We start from the raw sequence: 22,946 nt of genomic DNA, 5'->3' as shown, positions 1-22,946 counted from the left end.
GGATACTCGGCGGGCACGCCGTAGAATCGCCAGCATGCTGCCCGAGTCGTTCCCTGCGCGCCGTCGGCGTCCGAGGGGCGAATCGACGGATGCCGCCGTGCGACGCCCCCCACGCGCGGTCGCCGCGACTCGACGAGCGATCGCCGGTTTCGGTCTGACCACCGCAGTGGTCGCCTCGCTCGTCACCGCACCTCTTGCCGCGAACGCGTCGGTCTTCGATGCCTCGGCTGAGAGTGCGACCGCGACGAAGGCCGGGCATACGGCGCGCTCCGCGGCCCGCAACGTCGACGGCGTTCTTGTGCGCATCGCCCCGACCGTTTCGACGACGATCGCTCCGGACATGGCGCTCACCTTCGAGGTCGAGGTCGAGAACGCCACCGCCGAGTCGATCTCAGCGGGATCCCTGCGCCTGGTTCGTGCGAACGGCGCCATCGACGACACGAGCGAGCTCGATGCCTGGCTCGATCAGGCAGTTGCCGAACCGGATGCCGCGGCCGATACCGATTCCGACGCCCCTGAAATACATTCCCTTGACGGCATGGTGATCGCGGCGGGTGAGTCCCGTGCCCTCGCCGCGGGTGCGGTCGACGTCGTCTCGTTCACGCTTCCGCCCGACACGCTCGACGGACTCGCCGAGTCACCGGTGTTCGGTTTCGGCGTCGAGCTCCTCGTCGACGGTGTCATCGCGGCATCCGCGACCGACGCCTACGCCAACAGCTCGGCTCCCGCGACCGACGCAGTGTCGCTCGCCCTCGCGTATCCGCTCACGGTGCCCGCATCGTCGTCGGGACTCCTGAGTTCCGACGATCTGTCGACGTGGACCGCGCCATTCGGGCTGCTCACCCGCCAGCTCGACGCCGTCGCAGGCCGGCAGGTCGCGATCGGCATCGATCCCCGCATCATCGCGTCGATCAGGGTGCTCGGCACTGCGGCGCCGGCCACGGCCACCGCCTGGCTCGAACGCCTCGCCTTACTGCCCAACGAGATATTCCCGCTCGCGTATGCAGATGCAGATCTCGCGGTGCAGGCGCAGGTCGGCCTGACCGCGCCGCTCACCCCCACGTCGTTCGCCGACGCACTCGATGCCGCGAACTTCGCGGATGCCGCGGCCGATGGGGGCGCGGATCCCGATGCCGACACCGATGGCGCCGCCACGGGCGATACCGCAGCCACCCCGTCGGCGGATCCGACACCGCCCGCTTCGGGCGAGTTGCCCACCACCGAAGAGCTGCTCGCGTGGCCCTACACGCGGACCGACATCGCTTGGCCGGCCGACGACACGGTCGCCGCGGGCAACCTCGCCTTCCTGAGCGATGCCGGGCTGACGACGGCGCTCCTCGCCCCCGGCAACGTCGGTGCGACTGAATCGTGGTCGAACGCGGCATCGAACGTCGACGGCTCGACCGCGGTCGTGGCCGACTCGCGACTGACGGCGCCGTTGCGCGAGGCATCCGAAGCGCTCACCGACACGGAATGGCGTTCCGCAACCGGATTGCTCGGCGCCGAGTTGGTGCTCGGCGGCGAAGCGAACCCCGGGCAGCAGCTCACACTGCTCACGACGTTCGACCGTGGCGCGGGAACGCAGTCGTCGCGCGTCTCGGCGACGCTCGACGAATTGGCCGCGAGCCCCTGGGCCCGACCTGCGACGCTCTCGGATGCCATCGGCGCGCCCCCGGTCGAGCGTGCGCTGGTCGACCTTCTCGAGACCGAGCAGCGCCGCGCGAATGTCGATCGGCTCGTACGCGCCGAAGTGGATGTCACCGCGTTCGCGACCGTGCTCGAAGACCCCCGCCTGATCTCCGCACCAGCGCGGCGCGATGTGCTCGCCCTACTCGACGTCGCCTGGCTGGAAGACAATGCGGGCTGGGAGACGGCCGTCGGCCAGTGGCTTCTCGACCAGCGCAACACGCTCGGCGCAGTGTCGGTCGTGCCCAGCAGCCCGATCAACGTGGTCTCGAGTGAAACCGGCGTGCCCACGACGATCCTCAACGCACTGCCGTACCAGGTCACGGTGATCGTCGATGTCGAGCCATCGAACGGTCGCCTGATCGTCGAAGACCAGAAGACGGTCACGGTCGACCCCGAATCGCGCAGCCTCGTGCGGGTGCCGGTCGCCGCCGGCATCGGCAACGGCGAGGTCACCCTCACGGTGACGCTGACCTCGCCAGAAGGTGTGCCGATCGGCACCCCCGCGATGATCCCCGCGAACGTGCAGGCCGACTGGGAAGGTCTCGGCGCAGCCCTGCTCGGCCTCGTGGTCGTCGTGTTCTTCGGCATCGGCGTGTGGCGCAACATCCGTCGCCTCCGCCGACAGCGCGCCGAAGCTGCTGCGGAAGCCCCCGACGATGCAGAGGTAGCAGCGGAGGAATCGGATGCCGCGGACGCGGACACGACCGAAACCGCAGAAGCGACCGAAACCGCGACGCCTACGGAGGAGCCGGATGCCACCGAACCCGATGCCGCGGCAACGCCCCGGGAACCCGGTGACGAGCGCCGCGATGGCTGAAGATCGCATCGGTCGCGCGAGCGTCTTCCTCGCCTCGGGAACGATCGTGTCCCGCATCCTCGGTTTCGTGAAGGCGGCCCTCCTCGCAGCCGTCATCGGCGGCAGCGGTGCCGGTGCCAACGCGTTCGCCGCAGCGAACCAGCTGCCGAACACCATCTACGCGGTCGTTGCCGGCGGCGTGTTGAGCGCCGTGCTCGTGCCGTTGATCGTGCGGTCGGCCGCGCATCGCGACGGTGGCGTCGCCTACATCAACAAGGTCATGACCCTGGGGTTGGTGATCCTCAGTGCTGCCGCGCTCATCGCGACGCTGCTCACACCGCTGCTCACGGCACTGATCGGCAGCCGCATGAGCGACGGCGTGTTCGGTCTGGCCGTCGCCTTCGGCTATTGGTGCCTACCGCAGATCTTCTTCTACGGCATGTACTCGCTGCTGGGCGAGGTGTTGAACGCCAAGCGCGTGTTCGGCCCCTTCACGTGGGTGCCGGTACTGAACAACATCGTCGCTCTCGCGGGGCTCGCCGTATTCGTGCTGGTCTTCGCCTCAGACCCCGATGGCTTGCGCACCGCAGGCGAGTGGTCGCCCGGCATGATCGCCCTCCTCGCCGGAAGCGCGACGCTCGGCGTCGCAGTCCAGGCGCTCGTGCTGTTCTGGTTCTGGCGTCGTGCGGGCCTGCGCTACCGACCCGATTTCGCCTGGCGCGGCGTCGGCCTGAGGTCGACCGCGGGCATCGCGAGCTGGACCTTCGGAATGCTGCTGCTCACGACGATCGCCGGATTCGTCGAGACGTCCGTCGTGGGTGCCCCCGCGGCATCTCACGACGAAGCCTCGATCGCCGCGCAGCAGAACGCCTGGTTGATCTTCATGCTGCCGCACTCGGTGATCACGGTGTCGATCGCCACCGCCTACTTCACGCGGATGAGCGAGCACGCCGCCACCGGCGAACTCCGAAAGGTGCGCGACGACCTCTCCAGCGCGGTGCGCGGCGTCGGCGTCATCCTGATGGTCGCGACCGCGGTGCTCATGGTGTGTGCGTTCCTCTTCGCTCGAGTGTTCTCCTCCGTCGAGCCCCTCGTGTGGTCGACCGGTGCGGTGGTGCTCGCCTACCTCGTCGGCCTCATTCCGTTCAGCATTCTCTTCATCGTGCAACGCACCTTCTACTCGCTCCACGACACGAAGACCCCGTTCTTCATCACCCTCGTGCAGGTCGTGCTGATCATCGCCGGCACCCTGGCCTGCATCGCCCTCCCGAGTGCGTGGGTGGCGTTCGGCATCGCCGTGGTCATCACCGTCGCAGGCACCATCCAGGCGATCCTCGCCATCGTGCTGCTCCGGCGACGCATCGGTCCACTCGACGGCCGACGCATCTTCGTCGCCTACGGACGGTCCGCTGCCGCGCTCGTGCTGCCCGTGATCGCCGGTCTCGCATTGCTCTGGGCGCTCGGTGGAACCACCTTCGCCGGTTTCGCGCTCTCGAGCGTGTTCGCCGCGATCGTGTCGATGGCGATCATCGGCGCAGTGATGAGCGCGCTGTACTTCGCGGTGCTCTGGATGCTGCGGTCACCCGAGCTGCGCGGATTCGCCGCCCCGCTCGTCGCGCGCCTTCGCCGGCGCTGAGCCGAGACGTTGAGCACCGGCGCTGAGCCGCGGCGACGCGGACACGGGCACAGCACCCGCCCCGCAGCATCCAAACACCCTGGCTCGCCGACCGGCCGCGGAATAGTCGCCGCTTAGACTGTGTTGAGCATCTCGTGGCATCCGATTCGTTGAATGCTACGAATCACCAGCAACGACGGGAGCGGCTTTGCGCGACATCATCATCATCGGTTCGGGCCCGGCCGGATTCACGGCCGCGATCTACGCCGCCCGCGCGCAGCTGAAACCCCTGCTCATCGCGAGTTCTGTCGAGATCGGCGGCGAGCTGGTGAAGACGACGGAAGTCGAGAACTTCCCCGGCTTCCCAGAGGGCATCATGGGCCCCGACCTCATGACGAAGCTGCAGGAGCAGGCCGAGCGATTCGGCACCGAGGTCGTCTACGACGACGTCGTCGAGCTCGACCTCGACGGCCCGGTCAAGCGAGTGAAGCTCGGCAACGGCGATGAGCATGAGGCAGCGACGGTCATCTACGCGACCGGTTCGGCGTACCGCAAGCTCGGCCTCTCCGAAGAAGAGGTGCTCTCCGGGCATGGTCTCTCCTGGTGCGCCACGTGCGACGGCTTCTTCTTCCGTCAGAAGACGATCGCCGTGGCCGGCGGCGGCGACTCCGCCATGGAGGAAGCGACGTTCCTGACGCGCTTCGCCGACAAGGTCTACGTGATCCACCGTCGTGACACGCTCAAAGCGTCGAAGATCATGCAGCAGCGCGCGTTCGACAACGAGAAGATCGAGTTCATCTGGAACGCCGAGATCGCTGCGATCCACGGCACCAGCGCGGTCACGGGTGTCACGTTGCGCGACACCGCCACCGGTGACGAGCGCGGCCTCGACCTCGACGGGCTCTTCATCGCCATCGGCAACGATCCGCGCACTCACCTCGTGCACGGCAAGCTCGACCTCACCGCAGAAGGCACCATCGCGGTCGAGGGTCGCAGCTCGAAGACCTCCATCCCCGGCGTCTTCGCGGCCGGCGACGTCGTCGATCCCCACTACCGCCAGGCCATCACGGCGGCCGGATCCGGTGCGGCCGCCGCACTCGACGCCGAACATTACCTCGCGGCGCTCGGCAACGAGAATGCCGCCGAAGCCGTACTCGAGACGGAGTTCGCCGCCGTCAACTGACCTGGTGTCACCCGTTCGCTCGGGTGACACGCGCCCTCGCCGCGGGCTTCGCCTCGCGACATCCGATTTCACCAAAAGGAGAACGCAATGACTGCACGTGCAGTGACCGAGGCCACCTTCGAGCAGGAGGTCCTCAACAACGAAAAGGCCGTCCTCGTGGACTTCTGGGCCGAATGGTGCGGCCCGTGTCGCGCCGTCAGTCCGATTCTCGACCAGATCGCGACCGAGCACGCCGACAAGCTCGACATCGTCAAGCTCAATGTCGATGAGAACCCCGGTCTCGCGATGAAGTACCAGATCACCGCGATTCCCGCGTTCAAGGTGTTCGAGAAGGGCGAGGTCGTCAAGACCGTCATCGGCGCCAAGCCGAAGCCCGCACTCGAGGCCGACCTCGCCGCCTACATCTCGTAGTCGGCGGTCGAACTTCAGACCCGTCCGGCGAAAGCCGGGCGGGTCTTTTTCGTGTCTCCACCGGGCTGCGCGTTCACGAGCTACGGATGCCGCGGCGGCACGCGGCCCCCGACCAAGCGCCCCGTACCCAGCAACTACCATGGAAACCCTGAACAGAACGGAAGAGTGCAGTGACTTCTGACGGCGTCCCCCAGCGGACCGGCAATAATCTCGACCCTTGGTACGCGAATTACGCCGAGCGAGCCGCCGGGCTGGCCGCCTCCGAAGTCCGAGCACTCTTCGCCGTCGCATCGCGGCCCGAGGTGGTCTCGCTTGCCGGCGGCATGCCGTTCGTCTCTGCATTGCCACACGACCTCATCGTCTCGTCGATGGAGAAGGTCATGCGCGAGCGCGGAGCAGTTGCTCTGCAATATGGCTCTGGTCAGGGAATTCCAGAGCTGCGCGAGCAGATTCTCGAGGTGATGTCGATCGAGGGCATCCGTGGCACCGTCGACAACGTCGTGACCGCGACGGGATCTCAGCAAGCACTCGACCTCGTCGCGAAGCTGTTCATCGATCCGGGCGATGTGATCCTCGCCGAGTCGCCCAGTTATGTCGGGGCGCTCGGCATATTCCGGTCGTATCAGGCGAACGTCGTGCACGTGGCCATGGACGAGCACGGACTCATCCCCGAGGCACTCCGTCAGACGATCGCCGCGCTTCGCGGTCAGGGTCGGCGCATCAAGTTCCTGTACACGATTCCGAACTTCCACAACCCGGCGGGTGTCACCCTTTCGGCAGAGCGTCGGCCCGAGATCCTCGAGATCTGTCGCACCAACGAGATACTGATCCTCGAAGACAATCCGTACGGCTTGTTGCATTTCGATGAGCCTGCGCCGAATGCACTCCGATCGCTCGATCCCGAGGGCGTCATCTATCTCGGCTCGTTCTCGAAGACCCTCGCCCCCGGATTCCGGGTCGGATGGGCGCTCGCGCCGCACGCGATCCGTGAGAAGCTCATCCTCGCCGCCGAGTCGGCGATCCTCTCACCGAGTTCATTCAGCCAGTTGGTCGTGTCGGAGTACCTGGCGACGACCGACTGGCGCGGGCAGATCGACACGTTCCGGGGCGTGTATCGGGAGCGGAAAGACGCGCTGATCGAGGCATTGGGGGAATACCTGCCCCATCTGAATTGGACGAATCCCAACGGCGGCTTCTACGTCTGGGTCACGATGCCCGACGTTCTCGACTCGAAGCAGATGCTGCCGCGTGCAGTGAAGGAGCTCGTCGCGTACACCCCCGGTACCGCATTCTTCGCCGACGGCCGCGGGCGGCACGCGATGCGGCTTTCGTATTGCTATCCCACGCCCGAAGCGATCAGGCTCGGCGTCCGGCGACTCGCGACGGTCATCAACGGTGAACTCGACCTCCTCGACACCTTTGCGGGCACCGGGCCGCTGCAGCTCCCACCGAGCACGGGATACGATTCCGCGCCGCCATCCGATCTGAAGTAGTGGAGAAACACCTGATCATGAGCGATTCTTCCGCCCCATACGTCGTCGTGCTCGCGGGCGGCATCTCCCACGAACGCGACGTGTCGCTGCGGTCGGGTCGCCGAGTCGCCGACGCGCTCATCGCGGCGGGGCATCGAGTGGTGCTGCGCGATCCCGACGCCGGGCTGCTGCCATTCCTGTCGAGCGAACGCCCCGACGTGGTCTTCCCCGCGCTTCATGGTTCGAGTGGTGAAGACGGATCCCTCCTCGAGTTGCTGGCTGCGATCGATGTGCCCACGGTCGGGTCGTCAGGCGCGGCCGCGCGGCGAGCGTGGTCGAAGCCCGTCGCAAGCTCGTTGCTGGCTGAAGCCGGCGTGGCCGTACCCGAATCGATCGTGCTCTCTCATGAGTCGTTCCGCGAGCTCGGCGCATCGAGCGTACTCAGAGTCGTGCGCTCGGCGCTCGAAGGCGACCTCGTCGTCAAGCCGGCCTCCGGTGGTTCCGCGCAAGGAGTCACGATCGTCGAAGACGCCAACGACCTGCCGCGCGCGATGGTTGAGGCGTTCACCTACGCAGAGGTGGCGGTGGTCGAGCGTCGCATCTTCGGCACCGAAGTCGCGGTTGCGGTCGTCGATACAGGTGATGGGCCACGTGCGCTCCCAGCGGTTGAGATCGAACCGACTGCCGGGGTCTACAGTTTTCAGGCCCGATACAACGCGGGGGAGACCACGTTCTACGCTCCGTCTCGTCTCGATGAGGTAGCGGTCACTGCGGTGTCGGATGCCGCGGTGCTCGCGCATCGCACACTCGGACTTCGGGATCTCTCTCGCGTCGACTTCATCGTCGATGCCGACGGAACACCCTGGTTCCTGGAAGCGAATGTGATTCCCGGCCTCACTGAAACGTCGCTCGTTCCGCTCGCGATCGAGGCGTCCGGTACGGATGCTGCGACGCTCTACGGCGCGCTCGTCGAAGCAGCCAGGTTGCGAGCGAACTGAGTCAGTCCGCTCCGAAGCGGAAGAGGCGTTCGAGCGGCGTTCCCGGCGCGGATTTCACGTGATTTCAGTTCGTCAGGAGCGATCCTGAGCGCCTCTTGTGCTCAGACCCCGTCGAGATTCTCGCCAAGTTCCGTCAGGATGCGCCGAAGGTCTTGAACCGTCGCGAAATCAACGCTGATCTGGCCTTTTCTCGCGCCGAGAGCGATCTTGACCCGAGTGTTCAGCCGGTCACCGAGGCGAGTCGCCAGGTCTTCGAGGAAGTCCTGTCGTTTGCCTGCCGCGGGCTTCGGACGGGACGCCTTCGGCTCCTTCGTGGCGACCGCTTCCGCGGCCCGAACCGACAACTCTTCGTTCACGATCTTGTCGGCGAATCGCTGCATGCCGGCGGCGTCATCGCCGACGGAGAGGATCGCCCGGGCATGCCCAGCCGTAAGCACGCCGGCCGCAACACGAAGCTGCACCGCCTCGGGAAGCTTGAGCAGTCTGAGTGTGTTCGAGATTTGGGGCCGCGACCGACCGATACGTGAAGCGAGTTCCTCTTGAGTGATACCGAAGTCGGCGAGGAGTTGCTGATAGGCCGAGGCCTCTTCGAGCGGATTGAGTTGAGAGCGGTGCAGGTTCTCGAGCAGTGCGTCGCGAAGCATGTCTTCGTTCGCAGTGTCTTTGACGACAGCCGGAATGGAGTCGAGTCCCGCCGCCTTGGTCGCACGAAGTCGTCGTTCACCCATGACGAGCTCGTACTTGCCCGGCAACTCGGGGTGCCGACGAACCACGATGGGCTGCAGAACTCCGAACTCGCGCACACTGTGTACAAGCTCTGCCAGGTCATCGGGGTCGAAGACGCTTCGCGGCTGCTGGGCGTTCGGAACAATGTCATCGGGATCAAGACGCGCGAGGTGCGCACCCGGAACTGTGACGAGGTTGTCGATCGACGCTGCTTGTTCGACAACAGCGACGGCAGCGGTGGGCTGGGTCTCTGAATCCGGGAAGAACACGTCGACGGGGCGAGTGCGGGAGTGGTCATCCCCACTCGGGATCAGTGCACCGATCCCGCGACCGAGTCCGGTCCGTTTTGTTGCCATCAGTTCGACTCCTCGGGTCTCGCAGCTCCGCGCCGGGCGATCTCGGCTGCTGCCTCTCGATACGACAGAGATCCGCTCGACGCATAGTCGTAGCTGATCACGCTCTGCCCGTAACTGGGTGCTTCAGACACCCGAACTGAACGGGGAATGATCGTCTCGAGCGTTTGGACGGGAAAGTGCTCACGCACCTCTTGAGCCACCTGCTGCGCCAAGTTCGTGCGGGAGTCGTACATCGTCAGAAGGATCGTCGATAGCCGAAGTTCAGGATTGAGGTGCTTCTCGATGAGTTCGATGTTGCTCAGGAGTTGCGAGAGGCCCTCGAGCGCGTAGTACTCGCACTGAATCGGAATCAATACCTCGCGGGCCGCGACGAATGCGTTGATCGTGAGCAGGCCGAGTGACGGCGGGCAGTCGATGAAGACGTAATCGTAGGGCCGGTCCATCGAGGCGAGGTGCGCGTCGAGCGCTCGTCGCAGCCGTTGCTCTCGAGCGACGAGGGAGACGAGTTCGATCTCTGCGCCGGCGAGATGAATGGTCGCGGGCACGCAATCGAGTAGCTCGTGCTCGGTCGACGGTTGGACGACTTCGGCCAGGGTGACATCGGAGACGAGCACTTCGTAAACGCTCTTGCGCTCGGAACGGTGATCGACGCCGAGAGCAGTCGATGCATTGCCCTGCGGATCGAGGTCGATCACGAGCACTCTGGCACCCGAACGTGCGAGGCCGGCCGCGAGATTGACCGCAGTCGTCGTCTTTCCGACGCCGCCCTTCTGGTTGGAGATCGTCAGCACGCGCGTCGCTGGCGGCAGGGGGAGCACTGCTTCATCGAGGGCGATGCGCCGACGGGTCTCGTCGGCGAGTTCGTAAGCCAGGGGAGTTCCTCCGTGATCAGGCGATGTTTCACGTGAAACATCAAGGGCTTCGGTTTGTCTCAGGGTTGTAGCCTGCACCACCGCAGCGACAGGAGCGGCAGGAGCGACGATCATCGGCGAGCTCGCCACATGTTCATGGTCGACCACGGCCGCCGTTGAGTGCGGTTGCTCGCTGACTCGCACGCCGCCGTCGGGTGTCGGTGCAACCTGCGGTTCAACCGCCGAGTTGGTCGCATCATCGGGCTCGTCCGGTGCTGCCTGCGACGCGGGCGGCACACCGTTGGAGGTTGGTGTGGACGAGTCAGCCTCAGCTGGGGTTCGAATGGGGTGCAGCGCCGAAGCCGTGTCGGCAGTCGCATCCCCGACGATCTCTCGTATGAGGTCTTCCAAGAGGCGATCGGGGTCTGCCGTGTGATGCACCGCCACCTCATCAATGGGTTCTGCGTCGGCAGTCAGCGCCGCAGCAGTCACCGCGTCCCAGTCGATGCCACGGTCCGACGGGATCTCGATCGAAGGGTCGTCGGCATCGTTCACGGTCGCAGATCCAAGCGGCGCGCTGGGCGATTCGGTCTGCTCGAGAGCGGATGCCGCGCGTTCGTCGCCGATGGGCGTGTTCGCGGCGTCGATACCGGATTGCTCCGATGTGCCGTCGGGTCGACCGGCTTCTGCCGCGACACCGACAAGCGGGCGCGCGGCGGCCGCCGAATGAGACCCCGGGCTCCAGTCAGAGAACTGTTGCTGCGACGAGACTTCGGCGGGGTCAGACTGGGGTTCTTCAGGCACGGATGCTTCCGAGACCAACGGCGACGCGGACCTCGAGTGAGCGGTGCCCTCAGCGAGTTCTTCGTGGTCAGGCTGAGAGCGCTTGCGATGAAACCATCCACGTCCCCCGCCCTGTGCCATCCCGACTGCTCCAAATCGTTGGTGTGCGGTCGATTCGACACATTCTGCAGCGGCCCGACCTGAGAGATAAGCCTAACCGTCGCGACCGACTCTCAAGTTGACGACGGGCGAAGTCGGGAGTATCCATACCAATCGTCCTCGGGGGAGGAGTGGTCGGCATCTCAGAGATGGTGTCCTCCGGTGGCGGGCACCGGTGCAGCTGACTGAGCGGACGGATGCCGGTTGAATCCGTGCGCCGAAGGGTGAGCTCCCCGCGTTTCACGTGAAACATGAGGCCGGCCATGATCACTTGAAGGCGCCTTCACAAGCTTGCACGCCCGAGTCAGTTGATCGATTCGAAAAGAGACGTGCACGGGACCGGTCGCCACGGCGGGATAGCGAGTCCGGCCACCCGAAGGATCATTCGTGCTGGGTGCTGGGTGCTGGGTGCTGGGTGCTGGGTGCTGGGTGCTGGGTGCTGGGTGCTGGGTGCTGGGTGCTGGGTGCTGGGTGCTGGGTGCTGGGTGCTGGGTGCTGGGTGCTGGGTGCTGGCGAGTGTACCGGCAGGCGTCCGGACGGTCAGAGTGGGTCGGCGATCAAGAGTCTTTGAGCGATGCGCGCATTGAGGCGGGTTTCCTCCGCGCTGGATCTTCCTCGTCGACGCGGCGACCCATCAATCACGGCTGTGCGTCGTCCACGTAGTGGTCGAAAGTTCGATCACCCTGGAGCAGGATCAGCACACGATGATGCCGCGGGCCCCCGAGGCCGCGACCCCTCGTGGAAGAACGCACGAGCGTGATTCGATGAACCAGGGGGTGTTTCACGTGAAACGGCGTCGATGTTGAGTGATGCGGGGTCGCGCCACTCGGCGAGATGCCCTGGGATGCGAGCCGGTCCTTGCAATGCCGACAAGAGGGCGTTCTCCCGCACCTGCCGCCCACGAGCTCGGTGCGGATCGATTGGCATGCGCCCAGACTCACGGCGTTTCACGTGAAACGTCAGGGCAGACTTCGCGATATCGGCGCATGCGATGCAAAATCCAACCAGCGGTGCGCGCTTGATGGCTTGTTCACTGTGCAGTCCGCAGCGGCTTCACGGCCTGCCAGTGCGCCCGTCCGCCCCGGATCGTCGACGGCGGCATGGAACGCGCACCGGCTCACCACCCGATGCACATCATCGACAGTTGAACGTCATCGCTTGACACTGGCCACTGGACGTCTAGTGAGTGCTCCGCACTCGTCGGCCCGCGGGCTCGACGCTCGCGCGTCCGCCCGGTTGGCCGAGCGTGCGGCGCGCGACGCTGGGGGAGGAGAGCTACATGTCGCACACGCCCAGGGGAGCGGGCGAATGAGGCCGCACACCCCTACTCCGCGCGAGCGACATGGCGCGGGCTTGCGCGGCGGCAAGCTGGGTCCACACCTTGTGGACGGCAATCTCGCACTACTCGTAGTGACCATGGCGAACACATCGCTCGGACTCGTCACCTACTCCGACACGTCGGAGCGCCGAGAAGTTCGGGTCGCGGGAACGCACCGATCGCGCGGCGATCTGGCCTTGGGCGGCATCCACATCGTGGTGCGCAAGCTCCGATTGAACATTGCATGGCAATTCGAGATCTGATCGCGAGGCGACCATGCGTCACAACACCACCCAGCAAACACCACCCAGCACAACGCTGCACAACAGGCGTGCGGGAACCTCGGTGGCACGAGCACCGAACGTGAATCTGCGTGGCGGTCGCGCGCCGTCCGCACTGGATCGGGACTTTGAACAACATCCCCTGCGTCCCTGAACCGCGGTTCGCTTCCGAAGTCCGGATTCGTGTGTGCCCCGACCTTGGCAGGAACAGCATCTCGGATACTCCGATCCGACCGCGAGAGTCGACAGGTTCCGTGCGGTCGATGTCTTGCTTGCCCCAACCGGTGCGTCAGGGTTCTGCCAGTTCGCCTCGGCATCCTCTCGATCCCGTCGCGCATTCGTGTCACCCGCCACTGGGTGTAGTTCGTTCGACGTCGTCCTGGTGATGGTCGGCATCGCACAAAGCGTCGCTGACGACTCGACGGCAGCTGCAGCAGCCGAACGCGCGTGACCGGCAACCGTGCATGCGCCCCCACCACTGGCCAGCGCGAGTCAGCGAGTGCCCCGGCCGACGCAATCACGCGACACGCCCTAGAGCCGGCGCTCCAATGTGCCTCTCCGCACGTCCACTCCTCGTTGTGGCCTCATCCATGTTTCACGTGAAACGCACGATCTGCCACGATGCAGACGACGGCACGATATGCCGAATATCCGACCATCCTGAAGCCGGCCACCTTCAGACCGGCAAGCAGCAGTGCATCGACCATATTTCACGTGAAACGTACGATCCGCCACGGCGGAGACAGTGGCAAGATGTTCAACCGTCTGCGTGTGAGGCACACGATCGATTCTCTGAATCTCATACCTGCCTGAACGCCCTGCTGCAGGCCACTTGTCCATGATCATGGCGCGGGCGATCTCGAGAAGGCGCTGTTGTGCCGACGAACGAGTCGAAACACGTAGATTGCCGCACCACGCATGGATCGTAGGAACATCCGGGACACGCTGATCGAACACGGCTGTGTCCGCCGTGCCGCTTCCGATCCGACTCGAGATCCGACTCGCGATCCGACTCGAGATCCGAGCCGACCCCGGATCCGGAGCCAGATGCCCATGCAGGTACGAACCAGGTTCAGAACGGTCGAGGTGTACCCGGTCAGGGCGTTGGTGTCAGTCGGCTGGCCGGGGGGGGTTCGCCTCCAAGTGCTGTGTGACTCCGTTGCGTGTTGTACCTCTCGATCCAGGGCGCAAGGGCGGCTTCGGGTTCGTCGTTGCTGGTGAAGGGCTGCCGGTAGGCCCACCCGGTTGCGAGGGTCGGTTGAAGCGTTCGACCGTGCCGTTCTGCTCTCGGCAGTGAGGGTTGATGACCTTCTGCGTGGCGCCCAGGGCTGTGACCACGGCGCCGATCGAGTGCTTGTACGCGCACGCGTTGTCGGTCATCACGCGTTCGATACGGGTGATGTCGTGACCGGCGAAGTACGTGGCGGTGCAGGTCACGGGCCCGCACAGGTGACCTCAATCTCGTCAGGGAGGACCTCGGAGTACACCAAGCGGGAGTGGTCGTCGACACAGGAATGAACGTAGGCGTAGGCGACCTTCCTCAGCCGCTTCTCGGCCGCGTGCGTCGCAGCCCGGCTATAGACGCGCGCCGCCCCGTCGGGGATCTTGCCTATTTTCTTCACGTCCATGTGCACCAGCACGCCCGGGCGGTCCTTCTCGTAGCGGGTCGCGGTCGTCTTCTCCGAACGGATCTCCTGGCCCGTCATCCGGGTCCAGCTTCGCCAGGTACACCACGTTGTGCCGGCGCAGGATCCGCGACACCGTTCGCTCGCGCAGCCCCAGTTCCGGGCCGATCCAGTTCTGCCCGCCGAGGAGAGGAGTCAGCCCGCAGTTGCGCGGAACACCCGGGTGACCTCGGAGACGACACCCTCGCCGAGCACGAGAACCTCGACGTCGCGGAGGTGGTACTTGCGAATGACCTTCTCGGCTGCGCCGATCTCGGCGTCGACGCCGGCGCCCTTCATGAGCACCAGCTCGCCGCCTGCTCGCAACAGCGGTGCGGTCACTGGAATCAGTGTGCGCAAGGCGCTCACTGCGCGAGCCGTGACCTGGTCGAGTGAGCCGAAGAGCTTCGCTTCTTCGGCTCGGGCTCTCACGACCGTGACGTTCGTGAGCGCGAGTTCACTCGCTTGCCGCTCGAGCCAGGCGACGCGACGCTCCATCGGCTCGATGAGGGTGAACGAGACATCCGGTCGCAAGATGGCGAGAACGATTCCGGGGAGCCCGGCGCCCGAACCGACATCACCCACGCGCCCCGGTGTCAGGAGCGGCGCCACCAGCGCGCTGTTCAAGACGTGACGGGTCCAGAGCCGGGGGAGTTCCAGTGGCCCGATGAGGCCGAGCTCTTCGCCGTGCCGCGCCAGCGCCATCGTGAATGCGCGGCCGGCGTCGATGTGCTCGCCGAAGATCTCGGCTGCGGCGGCCGGTTCCGGCTCCAGTCCGTCGATCACCGTTTCACGTGAAACGTCAGGCACCGCGCGTGATGACCGTGTGACGGTCACTGCCCTCGCCGCGTGACTCGGAGTGCAGACCGCGCTCGGCCACGAGATCGTGCACCAGTTTGCGCTCGTACGAAGACATCGGGGGGAGCGAGGCTTCTGCCGCGCCTCCATCGATACGTTCGGCAGCCCGAGTCACGAGATTCGCGAGCTCGTCGCGACGAGCGTCGCGTGAACCACCGATGTCGAGGATCAGTCGCGAGAACGCACCGGTCTTCGTCTGCACGGCGAGTCGAGTGAGCTCTTGGAACGCGCTCACCGTCTCGGGCTTGGAGAGGAGGTTGAGGTTCTCACCTGCACCGGCGTTCACTGACACATACGCGCGCCCGTTGCGGGCGTCGATGTCGATGTCGCCGTCGAGATCCATGATGTCGAGGAGTTCCTCGATATAGTCCGCCGCGATCTCGCCCTCTTCCTCGAGCTGAGCGGTCGAGCGGTCTTCGGTCTCGTGCTGTACGTCGGTCATGGGTCTACTTCCCCTGCTTCTTCGAGCGAGACTTGCTCACGGGCTGCTGGCGCTGTGTCTTCTTCGGTTCCTGCAACTCGATCGCGGTCTCGGTCTTCTCATCGACGACGAGCTTGCCCTTGCGAGCGAGCCGCTCTTCACGGGCCTTCGCGGCTTCACTGCCCGGCGTCGGCATGTTCCTGATGACCACGAACTGCTGACCCATGGTCCAGAAGTTCGAGACGAGCCAGTAGAACATGACGCCGATGGGGAAGGCGACACCGGAGAACGCGAACACGAGGGGGAGCAGGTACAGCATGATGCGCTGCTGGCGGAACATCGGGCTCGCCTTGGTCTCGGGCGACATGTTCTTCGAGACGATCTGCAGCTGGGTGATGAACTGCGAAGCCGTCATCAGCACGATCATCGTGGCCGCGATGGCCATGACCTGCCAGGGGTACTCTCCGTTCATCGCGCCGATGAACGTGCCTTTCAACGGGGCACCGAGGAACTCTGAGTTCGCGAACGAGTTCGCGAGTTGCTGGGTGAACACGCCGACGCCGGCCTTGTCATGCTGGGCGTCGTTCAGCACCGAGAAGAGTCCGAAGAAGATCGGCATCTGCAGCAGGAGCGGCAGGCACGATGAGAGCGGGTTGGTGCCCGTCTTCTTGTAGAGTTCCATGGTCTCGCGCGACATGGCCTCGCGGGAGAACTGGTCCTTCTTGCCCTTGTACTTGTCTTGGATCTTCTTGAGTTGCGGCGCGACCTCGAGCATGCGGCGCTGGCTCTTGATCTGCCGGACGAAGATCGGGATCAACGCCGCACGAACGACGATCACCAGGCCGACGATCGAGAGGATCCAGGTGCCACCTGCGTTGGGATCGAGGCCGAGGAAGTCCCACATCGAGTGGAACGCGACGAGGATCAGCTCGATGACCCATTTGATGGGCCAGAGGACAATGCTGATGATGTCCATGTAGTGAGTCAGTCCTTCCGGGACAAGGTGGGGGAGGAGAGCAAGAGCTCCGCGTCGTCGCGGTGCAAGTCGTCGCGATGAGAGTGATCGTGGTTCGGGTGATCGTGGTGAACCGAGCCAGTACGCATCGGCAGAGATGCGTCCGTCTGCCCCATGCCGGCCGGAACCACCCAACCGAACGGGGTCACCCGGTAGCGCGAGTGGCGTGCGGCCTTGACGTCGTCGATGCCGCCGGCAGTCCACGGGTTGCAGCGGAGGATGCGCCAGGCCGTCAGCGCCGAGCCGAGGAGAAGGCCGCGCTGTTGCACGGAACCGAGTCCGTAGGACGAGCAAGACGGATAGTAGCGGCAGACATCGCCGTACAGCGGGGAAATGGCTGCGCGATAGCCGCGAATGACGAGCACCCCGAGATTGCGGGGGATGAGCCCGACGAACAGGGCGGCGTTCTTCACGCTATTCGCCCTTCTCCTGCGATGGGGTTGCTGAGGCGCGCGTGCGCCGGCGTTGAAGTGCACTCAGCACCTCGGCGCGGATCTCATTCCAGTCGGCGGCGGCGGCCGACGGCAGCGCTCGTACGACCACATCGACGTCGTAGATACCATCGCCGAGCGCCTCATGGCACACGGCCTTCAAGCGCCGACGCACGAGATTGCGTCGAACGGCGGAGCCCACCTTCTTCGAGACGATGAAGCCGAACCGTGCATCAGCGCCCGACTCCCGTGAGCGCACATAACTCACGGTGTGGGCACCGGCCACCTTCGCACCCCGGCGCACGATGACTCGATAGTCGTCGGCGCTCGTGATGCGATTGGCTTTGGCAAGCACCGAAGTACTAGGCCGAGAGTTCGGTGCGACCCTTGCCGCGGCGAGCCGACAGGATGGCGCGGCCGGCGCGGGTGCGCATGCGAAGGCGGAAGCCGTGCTTCTTGGCGCGACGACGGTTGTTCGGCTGGAAAGTACGCTTGCTCATTCTTCTTCTCCGGCGTTCGGATCTCCTCGCCGGGACCGCTGAACAGCGCGAAGGCGGGAAAAATAGGTGCCCTGATGGGCTGGGGTCAACTGATTAAAACTACGGCCTCGAGGCCTCGGGGTCAAACCGAACAGAGTTCAACCCGGCATAGTGCAAAAGAGACAGTATCGCCCGAACCTCAGGATCGCCTGTGGAATGACACGCCCACGACGTCGAATCCCCCAATCGGCATTTGTCGGGAACGGGTTCATTGGATAGCGTTTGACACCAGTTATCCCCAGCTTGGTGCGCGGAATCTCGGGCTTCTTCCGAATTCTCCCCACAGGGCGTGGATAACCCAGTGAACACTTCGCCTCGCGCCGCTTGCTCCGTCGATCGGGGGATCGATGAGCGGCAGACGACGGCACCGGACTGATTGCGGGGAACCATGACAGAACAGCCCATCACGGATACTTGGGCGACGATCCTCGATCGGCTGTCAGACGACGACGCGATCACTCCGATGCTGCAGGGCTTCCTCAATCTCGTCGAGCCGAAGGGCATCGCGGCCGGCACCTTCTATCTGGAAGTTCCGAACGACTTCACGGCGACAATGCTGAACCAGCGCATGCGGGTGTCGTTGCTCTCCGCGATGAGCGTGGTCGAGGCGCCGTCGCCGGTGACCTCGTTCTACGTCGTCGTGAACCCCGAGCTCGAGGAGGCGCGGGCTCCAGAGCCCCAGTCTCCGTTCATCGACGAGCTCGATCCGGTCGAGATGCCCGCCTCCCCCCAGTCGGTCTTCGAGAACACCAGCCCGGTCTCGTCACGAGACACTCGCCTGAACCCGAAGTACGCCTTCGAAAGTTTCGTCATCGGGCAGTCCAATCGCTTCGCCCACGCCGCCGCGGTCGCGGTCGCGGAAGCCCCGGCCAAGGCGTACAATCCGCTGTTCATCTACGGCGACTCCGGCCTGGGCAAGACCCACCTCCTGCATGCCATCGGGCACTATGCGATGAGCCTGTACCCGGGCATTCGCGTGCGGTATGTGAGTTCCGAGGAGTTCACGAACGACTTCATCAACTCGATCGCCAACAACCGCGGATCGCTCTTCCAGCAGCGCTATCGCAACATCGACATCCTGCTGATCGACGACATCCAGTTCCTGCAGGGCAAGGCGGAGACGCAGGAGGCGTTCTTCCACACCTTCAACACCCTGCACGATCACAACAAGCAGGTCGTGATCACGAGTGATGTGCCGCCGAAACACCTGACGGGCTTCGAAGACCGCATGCGGAGCCGCTTCGAGTGGGGCCTGATCACCGACGTGCAGGCGCCCGACCTCGAGACCCGCATCGCCATTCTCCGCAAGAAGGCGCAGTCCGAACGACTCCAGGTGCCCGACGACATCCTCGAGTACATGGCGTCGAAGGTCTCGAGTAACATCCGTGAGCTCGAGGGCACCCTCATTCGCGTCACAGCGTTCGCGAGCCTCAATCGCACGGCGGTCGACATGCCCCTCGTGCAGACGGTCTTGAAAGACCTCATCACGGATGACTCGGACAACGTCGTCTCCCCGGTCGACATCATCACGGCGACCGCCGACTACTTCAAGTTGACCGTCGACGACCTCTACGGTTCGAGCCGGTCGCAGGCCGTGGCGACCGCACGCCAGATCGCGATGTACCTCTGCCGTGAGCTCACGAGCCTGTCGCTGCCGAAGATCGGCCAGTTGTTCGGCAATCGCGATCACACGACGGTCATGTACGCGAACAAGAAGATCTCGGAACTCATGAAGGAGCGCCGCTCCATCTACAACCAGGTGACCGAGCTCACCGCCCGCATCAAGCAGGTCAGCCGCTACCGCTGAGCGTCAGCAACCGTTGGTCGAGTAGCGACGAAGGAGCGTTGGTCGAGTAGCGACGAAGGAGCGTATCGAGACCTGTCGCAAAGTCTCGATACGTCATTTGCGCGCCTTCTCGACCAACACCGGAGGCGGGTCTCGATACGTCATTGGCGCGCCTTCTCGACCAACGCGGGCGGGTCTGCAGCGACCGTGCACGACCATTCCAGGCGATTCCCACAGTTGTGGAGAACCTGTGGATTGTTCGCGAAGAACCGCATGAAGCCTGTTGAGACAGGGTGCCTGCCTGTGCAGAACAGTGTCATGCGATCGACGTCATGACGAGGCATCCGCTCACGAACCCACACACTGTGCACAGATCGGATGCCGCGCGATCGGCGTCGTTCCGCAGGTCTCTGCACACCATCCACAGTTTCCACAGCGGTTAACACTGTTAAGAGTTAAGTGTTTAAGGGGGGATTCCCACAACCTTCGAAATCGGCGAGCGTCGAGCATCGGCGGGGCAGCGCACAGTCGGCATCGATTCGCCCGCGGAGAGCTGAATTCTGCGGATAACATGGGAGCCACCCAGCGACATCCACGACGGGAGAACCGTGAAGTTCCAGGTCAACCGCGACGTCTTCAGTGAGGCCGTTTCCTTCGCCGTCAAACTGCTGCCCCAGCGCACCACGTTGCCGATCCTGTCGGGCGTGCTGATCCAGGCGAATGCCGACGGCCTCGTGCTCTCGTCCTTCGACTACGAGGTTTCCTCTCAGACGGAGATCCAGGCAGACGTCGAAGAGCCCGGCACAGTGCTCGTCTCGGGGCGCCTGCTCGCCGAGATAGCCGGCCGCCTCCCGAACGCTCCCGTGCGTGTCGCAACAGAAGAGAGTCGAATCTCGGTCAGCTGCGGCTCCGCGAGCTTCACACTGCTATCGATGCCGGTCGAGGAATATCCTTCGATTCCCGAGATCGGGCCCCCGTCGGGTGTCGTACCGGCAGAGGAGTTCGCCGCGGCCGTCGCACAGGTGGCGGTCGCCGCTTCGCGCGACGACGTCACGCCCGTGATCACGGGCGTGCAGCTCGAGGTGCGCGAGAACAATCTCAGCCTCGTCGCGACCGACCGCTACCGCGTTGCAGTTCGTCAACTCGACTGGGACGGCGGTTCCGTCGCCAGTGAAGAGACGGTCACCGCGCTGGTGCCCGCCCGCACCCTGCAAGAGGTGGGCAAGACGTTCGGCCACTCCGGCACGATCTCGGTCTCGATCACGAGCCGCGACGATCGCGAACTCATCGCCTTCAGTGCCGACAGGAAGACGGTCACGTCATTGCTCATCAAGGGCAACTTCCCGCCGGTGCGACGACTGTTCCCCGAGACGGTCGACAACTACGCGGTCGTGAACACGGCCGAGCTCATCGAGGCGACCCGCCGTGTGGCATTGGTACTCGAACGCGAGGCCGCCTTGCGGTACAGCTTCACGGCCGACGGGCTCACACTCGAGGCGATCGGCAGCGAGCAGGCCCAGGCTTCGGAGTCGATCGACGCGATTCTCACCGGTGACGACACCGTGGTCTCGCTGAAGCCCCAGTTCCTGCTCGACGGCCTCGGCGCTGTGCATTCCGAGTTCGTCCGCGTCTCGTTCACGAAGACCGAGAACCCGAACAAGCCGGGCCCGGTGCTCATCACGAGCCAGTCCTCGCGCGAGCAGGCCGGCGCCGACAGCTACCGCTACCTGCTGCAGCCGAACCTGCTGCTGCGCTGATACACCGACGCTGGTCGAATAGCGACGAAGCGGGGTCTCGAGACGGTCGCTTCGCTCGCTACTCGACCGAAGTGCTCCACGTCGGCGGTGCGGGGTAGCGTGGTGAATTGCGATTCCGAGGCCATGAGGCATTCGGATGCCGCGCAGTCGAAGGGAGCCAGCGTGCACGTCGCCCGGCTCTCCCTGACCGACTATCGCAACTACGAGCGTGCAGAACTCGATCTCGGCCCGGGTGCGACAGTGCTCGTCGGGCGCAACGGACAGGGCAAGACCAACCTCGTCGAAGCGATCGGCTACCTCGCCACGCTCACCTCGCACCGCGTATCCGGCGACCAGGCGCTGATCAGGGCGGGCGCCGACGCCGCGATCGTGCGCGCGTTGCTCACGCACGGCGATCGCGAGTTGCTCATCGAGCTGCAACTGAATCGCCAGGGCGCCAACCGCGCCCAATTGAATCGTTCCCCGGTGAAGACGCGTGAGTTGCCGCGCTATGTGCACAGCGTGCTCTTCGCTCCCGAAGACCTGGCCATCGTTCGGGGCGAGCCTTCCGTTCGCCGGCGCTTGCTCGACGAGCTGCTCGTACAGCGCACACCGCGGCTCGCCGGCGTGATGGCCGACTACGAGCGAGTGCTGAAGCAACGCAATTCCTTGTTGAAGAGCGCGCGGGCCAGAGGGCTCGCCGTCGACAAGCTGACGACACTCGACATCTGGGATGAACGTCTCGTCACACTTGGTTCGGAGCTCATCGACCAGCGGCTCGCGCTCGTCGCCGAGCTCCGCGAACCGCTCGCAGCGTCCTACCGCGCGATCGTCGACGCCGACCACGCGCCGGGCATGACCCCATCGCTCTCGATCGACGGTGCCGACCCCGACGATGAGCACGATGCATCCGCTGCGCCTCTCGATTCGACATCGGGCACGAGCGAGCGATTCGCCGAGGCACTGCGCGTGCTTCGACCGAAAGAGCTCGAGCGAGGCGTCACCCTCGTCGGTCCGCACCGCGATGACATCGTGCTTCTTCTCAACGGCCTGCCCGCGAAGGGGTACGCCAGCCACGGCGAGTCGTGGTCGTTCGCGCTCGCCCTGCGACTCGCCTCGGCCGAGCTCTTACGCCGCGACTCCATGACGGGCGACCCGGTGCTCGTGCTCGACGACGTCTTCGCCGAGCTCGACCGCTTGCGGCGCGAACGTCTCGCCACCGCCATCTCGGGCTTCGAACAAGTGCTCGTGACGGCAGCGGTGCTCGAAGACGTGCCGGCGCCGCTCACCGCCCGCGTCGTGCACATCGAGGCGGGCCGCATCGTCGAGAGCGAGAGCGAGAGCGAGAGCGAGGCCGCCGATGTCTGAGGCCGCACGCGTCTACCAGCATTTCCGCGAGATCTTCGGCGGCGAACGAACCCGCAGCGGTCGCGCGGGCAAGGTGCGCACTCGCGAGACCTCCGGGAGCGAGCCGTTCACCCCCGGCCGCGACCCGAAGCCGCTCGCCGACACGATCGACTCGCTGAGCACCCAGCTCGGTTGGAACGGACCGCTCTCGCAGCACGACGTGCTCGCCTCTTGGGCCGAGATCGCCGGCGAAGAGACGGCACGTCACTCCGAGCCCATCGCGATCGAGGGCGGAGTTCTCCAGGTGCGCTGCGAATCGACCGCGTGGGCGACGCAGTTGCGCATGATGCGCACGCAACTGATCACCGAGATCACGACGAGATTCCCCGGAGCGGCCGTCGAGACGATCCGGTTCCAAGGGCCGGATGCCCCCACCTGGAAAAGGGGCCCCAGATCGGTTCCAGGGCGCGGTCCGCGCGATACTTACGGTTAGGCAGGCAAATTCGGTCAC

19 protein-coding genes and 2 pseudogenes are annotated in these 22,946 nt (G+C 65.0%); 11 read left to right on the top strand and 10 right to left on the bottom strand.

Features of this window, described 5'->3' with window-relative positions:
* Positions 1 to 34 precede the first annotated feature (34 nt).
* The 6 genes from AC1C2R_RS08440 (at position 35) to AC1C2R_RS08415 (ending at position 8,164) form a co-directional block, all read left to right on the top strand.
* Positions 35 to 2,506, top strand: coding sequence for a DUF6049 family protein (locus tag AC1C2R_RS08440; RefSeq protein WP_495379634.1), 2,472 nt, complete (start codon positions 35 to 37; stop codon positions 2,504 to 2,506).
* Positions 2,499 to 4,121 carry a murein biosynthesis integral membrane protein MurJ gene (gene murJ / locus AC1C2R_RS08435; protein ID WP_495379633.1) on the top strand — a complete coding sequence of 541 codons (1,623 nt, stop codon included), beginning with the start codon at positions 2,499 to 2,501 and terminating at the stop codon, positions 4,119 to 4,121. The genes AC1C2R_RS08440 and murJ overlap by 8 nt, the downstream gene beginning before the upstream one ends.
* Before the next feature lie 187 nt (positions 4,122 to 4,308).
* On the top strand, positions 4,309 to 5,283 hold the full coding sequence (trxB, locus tag AC1C2R_RS08430; protein WP_495352030.1) for a thioredoxin-disulfide reductase: 975 nt from the start codon (positions 4,309 to 4,311) through the stop codon (positions 5,281 to 5,283).
* An 87-nt stretch (positions 5,284 to 5,370) separates the two neighbouring features.
* Positions 5,371 to 5,694 (top strand): thioredoxin, encoded by a 324-nt coding sequence (trxA, locus tag AC1C2R_RS08425; RefSeq protein WP_056007113.1) that lies wholly within the window; start codon positions 5,371 to 5,373, stop codon positions 5,692 to 5,694.
* 170 nt (positions 5,695 to 5,864) lie between these two features.
* Positions 5,865 to 7,187 carry an aminotransferase-like domain-containing protein gene (locus tag AC1C2R_RS08420; protein ID WP_495379632.1) on the top strand — a complete coding sequence of 441 codons (1,323 nt, stop codon included), beginning with the start codon at positions 5,865 to 5,867 and terminating at the stop codon, positions 7,185 to 7,187.
* A 17-nt stretch (positions 7,188 to 7,204) separates the two neighbouring features.
* On the top strand, positions 7,205 to 8,164 hold the full coding sequence (locus AC1C2R_RS08415; RefSeq protein WP_495352028.1) for a D-alanine--D-alanine ligase family protein: 960 nt from the start codon (positions 7,205 to 7,207) through the stop codon (positions 8,162 to 8,164).
* Positions 8,165 to 8,265: 101 nt separating this feature from the next.
* Here the strand turns inward: AC1C2R_RS08415 and AC1C2R_RS08410 are convergent, their stop codons facing one another.
* On the bottom strand, positions 8,266 to 9,246 hold the full coding sequence (locus AC1C2R_RS08410) for a ParB/RepB/Spo0J family partition protein (protein ID WP_495379631.1): 981 nt from the start codon (positions 9,244 to 9,246) through the stop codon (positions 8,266 to 8,268).
* Positions 9,246 to 10,232 carry a ParA family protein gene (locus AC1C2R_RS08405; RefSeq protein WP_495380389.1) on the bottom strand — a complete coding sequence of 329 codons (987 nt, stop codon included), beginning with the start codon at positions 10,230 to 10,232 and terminating at the stop codon, positions 9,246 to 9,248. Before AC1C2R_RS08405 ends, AC1C2R_RS08410 begins: the two co-directional genes overlap by 1 nt.
* A gap of 2,223 nt (positions 10,233 to 12,455) precedes the next feature.
* On the opposite strand from AC1C2R_RS08405, the gene AC1C2R_RS08400 reads away from it, so the two are divergent.
* Positions 12,456 to 12,620 (top strand): hypothetical protein, encoded by a 165-nt coding sequence (locus tag AC1C2R_RS08400; protein WP_495352026.1) that lies wholly within the window; start codon positions 12,456 to 12,458, stop codon positions 12,618 to 12,620.
* A 1,114-nt stretch (positions 12,621 to 13,734) separates the two neighbouring features.
* Here the strand turns inward: AC1C2R_RS08400 and AC1C2R_RS08395 are convergent.
* The 8 genes and pseudogenes from AC1C2R_RS08395 to rpmH all read right to left on the bottom strand — a co-directional run.
* A pseudogene (locus tag AC1C2R_RS08395) lies at positions 13,735 to 14,164 on the bottom strand (integrase core domain-containing protein); the annotation flags it as partial.
* 62 nt (positions 14,165 to 14,226) lie between these two features.
* Positions 14,227 to 14,420: pseudogene (locus tag AC1C2R_RS08390) on the bottom strand (IS481 family transposase); the annotation flags it as partial.
* Between the two features lie 38 nt (positions 14,421 to 14,458).
* Positions 14,459 to 15,088 carry a 16S rRNA (guanine(527)-N(7))-methyltransferase RsmG gene (rsmG, locus tag AC1C2R_RS08385; protein ID WP_495379630.1) on the bottom strand — a complete coding sequence of 210 codons (630 nt, stop codon included), beginning with the start codon at positions 15,086 to 15,088 and terminating at the stop codon, positions 14,459 to 14,461.
* A gap of 16 nt (positions 15,089 to 15,104) precedes the next feature.
* On the bottom strand, positions 15,105 to 15,602 hold the full coding sequence (locus AC1C2R_RS08380) for a Jag family protein (RefSeq protein WP_495352024.1): 498 nt from the start codon (positions 15,600 to 15,602) through the stop codon (positions 15,105 to 15,107).
* Between the two features lie 4 nt (positions 15,603 to 15,606).
* Entirely contained in the window at positions 15,607 to 16,557 is a 951-nt protein-coding gene (yidC, locus tag AC1C2R_RS08375) for a membrane protein insertase YidC (protein ID WP_495352023.1), read from the bottom strand.
* An 8-nt stretch (positions 16,558 to 16,565) separates the two neighbouring features.
* Positions 16,566 to 17,009, bottom strand: coding sequence for a membrane protein insertion efficiency factor YidD (yidD, locus tag AC1C2R_RS08370; protein WP_495379629.1), 444 nt, complete (start codon positions 17,007 to 17,009; stop codon positions 16,566 to 16,568).
* A 1-nt stretch (position 17,010) separates the two neighbouring features.
* The gene (gene rnpA / locus AC1C2R_RS08365) at positions 17,011 to 17,382 is read right to left on the bottom strand and encodes a ribonuclease P protein component (protein ID WP_495352021.1); all 372 of its coding nucleotides are present in this window, start codon (positions 17,380 to 17,382) and stop codon (positions 17,011 to 17,013) included.
* A 7-nt stretch (positions 17,383 to 17,389) separates the two neighbouring features.
* Positions 17,390 to 17,527, bottom strand: coding sequence for a 50S ribosomal protein L34 (rpmH, locus tag AC1C2R_RS08360; RefSeq protein ID WP_022892375.1), 138 nt, complete (start codon positions 17,525 to 17,527; stop codon positions 17,390 to 17,392).
* A 427-nt stretch (positions 17,528 to 17,954) separates the two neighbouring features.
* On the opposite strand from rpmH, the gene dnaA reads away from it, so the two are divergent.
* The 4 genes from dnaA to AC1C2R_RS08340 all read left to right on the top strand — a co-directional run bounded on the left by dnaA (position 17,955) and on the right by AC1C2R_RS08340 (position 22,928).
* The gene (gene dnaA / locus AC1C2R_RS08355; RefSeq protein ID WP_495352020.1) at positions 17,955 to 19,373 is read left to right on the top strand and encodes a chromosomal replication initiator protein DnaA; all 1,419 of its coding nucleotides are present in this window, start codon (positions 17,955 to 17,957) and stop codon (positions 19,371 to 19,373) included.
* Between the two features lie 587 nt (positions 19,374 to 19,960).
* The gene (gene dnaN / locus AC1C2R_RS08350) at positions 19,961 to 21,109 is read left to right on the top strand and encodes a DNA polymerase III subunit beta (RefSeq protein WP_495379628.1); all 1,149 of its coding nucleotides are present in this window, start codon (positions 19,961 to 19,963) and stop codon (positions 21,107 to 21,109) included.
* Positions 21,110 to 21,271: 162 nt separating this feature from the next.
* Positions 21,272 to 22,456, top strand: a complete 1,185-nt coding sequence (gene recF / locus AC1C2R_RS08345; protein ID WP_495379627.1) for a DNA replication/repair protein RecF — start codon at positions 21,272 to 21,274, stop codon at positions 22,454 to 22,456.
* On the top strand, positions 22,449 to 22,928 hold the full coding sequence (locus AC1C2R_RS08340) for a DciA family protein (protein WP_495352017.1): 480 nt from the start codon (positions 22,449 to 22,451) through the stop codon (positions 22,926 to 22,928). The genes recF and AC1C2R_RS08340 overlap by 8 nt, the downstream gene beginning before the upstream one ends.
* The last annotated feature ends 18 nt before the right edge of the window (positions 22,929 to 22,946 follow it).

This window comes from Agromyces sp. Y182 (assembly GCF_059445385.1).
This window is presented reverse-complemented; position numbering and strand designations above follow the sequence as displayed.